The following is a 3,114-nucleotide window of genomic DNA, read 5'->3' on the forward strand; positions in this document are numbered from 1 at the left end:
TGCACTCGGTTTGTGGTCCCCCCCGGTCTCTTGGCCCCACCCCGGCTTGCGCGCCTATTCCAGCCTTGCCTGGGGCGGCCCCATCTGTTTTCTGTCCACTTGTTGGCAGCGGGGGGCGCTTTGGGCGCCGCAGGACAATGGTTTTCGCAATTTCATCGTCGCGTTGCATGCGCGCATGGCGCAGGCCGGCAGCCAAGCCGAGTTAACCGCCGGCCTTGGCCGCAGGACCTACGCGGCAATGCTGGCTTTTCTTGCGGTGCTTGCAGTGGCGATGACGGCGCTCCTGGTCCGGGCGCTTGCGATCAGCGAATTCGCCGGCGCGCTGTTCATCATCGGTTTTGCCGCGCTGTTCGCTTGGCAGATCGGCGGCTTCGTGCGGCGTAACCAGCCGCGGAGCTACAGCTTCGATCGCGTGCCGAGCGCTTTGCTGCCCTAAGGGCCGTGTTGCCTTGGGTGCAATGGGCCGCAACCAAACGTGACTTCGCGCCGTTGCCCCGGTGTCGCATCGTGCTGCCATGTCAACCATGGACCGCGGCATGCGTAGGCCTTCGGCGGATGAGATCTCCGAGATCAACCGCGCCCATCTGATCGATACGCCGCTGCAGCCGGCGGACCTCCTGTTCATGTTCGGCACCCGAGAGGACGTCACGCTGCGGGCCGATACGGCGGGGCGACTATGGCGCCAGGGCTATTTCCGCTGGTCGATTGTCAGCGGCGGCGTGACGGCGGGCTCGGAGCAATCCGAGTGCACGATCATCAAGGCGGCGATGGTCGCGGCCGGCATTCCAGCTGACCGAATTCTCGAGGAACATCATGCCCAAAACACAGGCGAGAACGTGATCCTCTCGCTGCCGATCATTGACGCGGCGCTCGGGCTGCACAATGTCCGCACCGTGATCTGCCTCGGCAACACCTGGACCGCGCGGCGCTATCCAATGACGCTGCACCGGCACTGGCCGGAGGTCGAGAAAATGCTGCTCACGGTCGACAGCTTTGCGACGCCGCGGACGCTCTGGCACACCGATCCCGAATTTCGTCGCCGCATGCTGCATGAATGGGACAAGATCGAGCCTTACAAGGCGAAGGGCTTCATCGCGGAATGGCCGGAGGCCTGAACGGGGGAGCGGCATCAGATTATTGCTTGACGTGTTTTCTTGACGCGAACCGGTACCCACTTCGCTCGAAAACGCTTTAGCTACTCCGTCGAGTCGAAATCCTCTTCCTTGGTGCCGAGCAGCGATGCGATCGTGCGCAGGCCGGAATCGAGCTGCTCGAAGGAAGGCGGGGCGAGCGCGAGCCGCACTGCGTTCGGTGCGTGGCCATGGGCGATCGCGAAGGTCGAGGACGGTGTCAGCGCAATGCCGCGCCGGGCTGCTGCGGCGACGAAGGTCTGCGAGCGCCAGTGTGCCGGCAGCGTGAGCCAGAGATGATAGGAGCGCGGATCGGCGGCGAGCTGGTAGCCGGCGAGCAGCCTTGCCGCGGTTTGCTGGCGGCGCGTAGCGTCGACGCGTTTCAGCCGCGTCAGCTCGGCGACGGTGCCGTCGGCCATCAGCCGCTGCCCGGACGCCAGCGCATGGCCGGACGCAATCCAGCCGCCGGTGCGGACCGCGCTCATCACGCTCTCACGCAATCGCGGCGGCGCGACGAGGATGCCGAGCGCAAGGCCCGGCGCGACCTTCTTGGACAGGCTGTCGATCACGATGCAGCGGTCCGGGTTGAGTGCGGCCAGCGGCGTGTCGTCGGCGAGGAAGCCATAGACGGCGTCCTCGATGATGGTGAGATCGAGCTTCTCGGCGACGCGCATGATGTCGGCGCGCCGTGTCGCGTTCATGGTGACGCCGAGCGGGTTCTGGATGATGGGCTGGAGATACAGCGCCGACAGATGCGCCTCGCGATGCGCCTTCTGGATGGCGTCGGGGCGCGCGCCAAATTCGTCGATCGGAATCGGGACCAGCGTCACGCCGAGCCGCGCGGCGATGCTCTTGACGTACGGATAGGTCAGCGCCTCGACGCCGCAGCGGCCGCCGGTGGGAACGAGGGCTGCGAGGGCGGCCGCGAGCGACTGCTTGCCGTTGGCGGTGAAGACGATCTGCTCGGCCTGCGGTGCAAAATCCTTGCGCGCGAGATAAGCGGCGGCTGCATTGCGCGCGCTCTTGGTGCCGGTGCTGGTGGAGACGCGCAGCGCGGATTCGAGCGCATCGACACGCTCGAGGCCCGCAAGGCTCTTGGCGATCATCGCCCATTGCTGCGGCAGCAGCGGGTAATTGACCTCGAAATCGATCCGCGCGTCGCGCGGCTCGCTCAGCGCCTCGACCTCGCGCCTGATGTCGCCGGAGATGAAGGTGCCGCGGCCGACCTCGCCGACGACGAGGCCACGGCGGAGCAACTCCGTATAAACCCGGCTCGCGGTCGAGACCGCGATGCCACGGTCATAGGCAAAATTGCGCTGCGGCGGCAGCCGATCGCCCGGCCTTAACGTGCCGTTAGAGATATCGAGAGCAATGGCATCGGCAAGCTTCACGTATTCGAACTTGGACATTATTGCACCGAGAGCAATGTTTCACTTGCTCCGAGTAGTGTACTGGAGCATTTAAGTTCCATCAAGCTTCACGATTGAGCCCAGGAGAGCGAGAGCAATCCGACGGCAAATGAGGTGCAGGCGCTCGGGCGCTTGCGCCAACGGCATCCGCATCGCCGCGTGGACAACAGGCCGGAGAAGGACAATGACCACGATCTCGCAGACCGCCGGGCGGAGTTTACGATCATCCTCGTCGGACGGATTTTTCCGCAAGCTGGCCAACGGCGCCTATGCGCTGTTCGACGCCCTGGAGCGCCGCTCCGCCGTCAAGACGCTGAACGACCTCGATGACCGCGCCTTGCGCGACATCGGGATCACGCGCAGCCAGATCGAGGATGCGGTCTACGGTCAGGCCAAAGCAGAGCTGACGCGGTTTCTGTAAGCGTTTCGCTCTTGTCCCGGACGCGCTGCGTCCGGGGCACCAGACTGAGTTTTCAGGCACACCTGCTTCGACATCGTCATTGCGAGCGCAGCTAAGCAATCCAGAATCCCTCCGCGGAAAGACTCTGGATTGCTTCGCTGCGCTCGCAATGACG

At 64.7% G+C, this 3,114-nt stretch carries 4 protein-coding genes; 3 read left to right on the top strand and 1 reads right to left on the bottom strand.

Annotation, left to right across the window (positions count from 1 at the left end):
- A partial coding sequence (locus AC0L30_RS42560) for a hypothetical protein (protein ID WP_473406750.1) occupies positions 1–436 on the top strand: 436 nt, incomplete at its 5' end.
- Positions 437–536: 100 nt separating this feature from the next.
- Complete coding sequence (locus AC0L30_RS42565; RefSeq protein ID WP_246648978.1) at positions 537–1,115, top strand: YdcF family protein; 579 nt, start codon at positions 537–539, stop codon at positions 1,113–1,115.
- Positions 1,116–1,195: 80 nt separating this feature from the next.
- On the opposite strand, the gene AC0L30_RS42570 is transcribed toward AC0L30_RS42565, so the two are convergent.
- Positions 1,196–2,539, bottom strand: coding sequence for an aminotransferase-like domain-containing protein (locus tag AC0L30_RS42570; protein ID WP_473406751.1), 1,344 nt, complete (start codon positions 2,537–2,539; stop codon positions 1,196–1,198).
- A gap of 184 nt (positions 2,540–2,723) precedes the next feature.
- On the opposite strand from AC0L30_RS42570, the gene AC0L30_RS42575 reads away from it, so the two are divergent.
- On the top strand, positions 2,724–2,960 hold the full coding sequence (locus AC0L30_RS42575) for a DUF1127 domain-containing protein (RefSeq protein WP_219682800.1): 237 nt from the start codon (positions 2,724–2,726) through the stop codon (positions 2,958–2,960).
- The last annotated feature ends 154 nt before the right edge of the window (positions 2,961–3,114 follow it).

Source organism: Bradyrhizobium sp. MI1.11 (assembly GCF_055811255.1).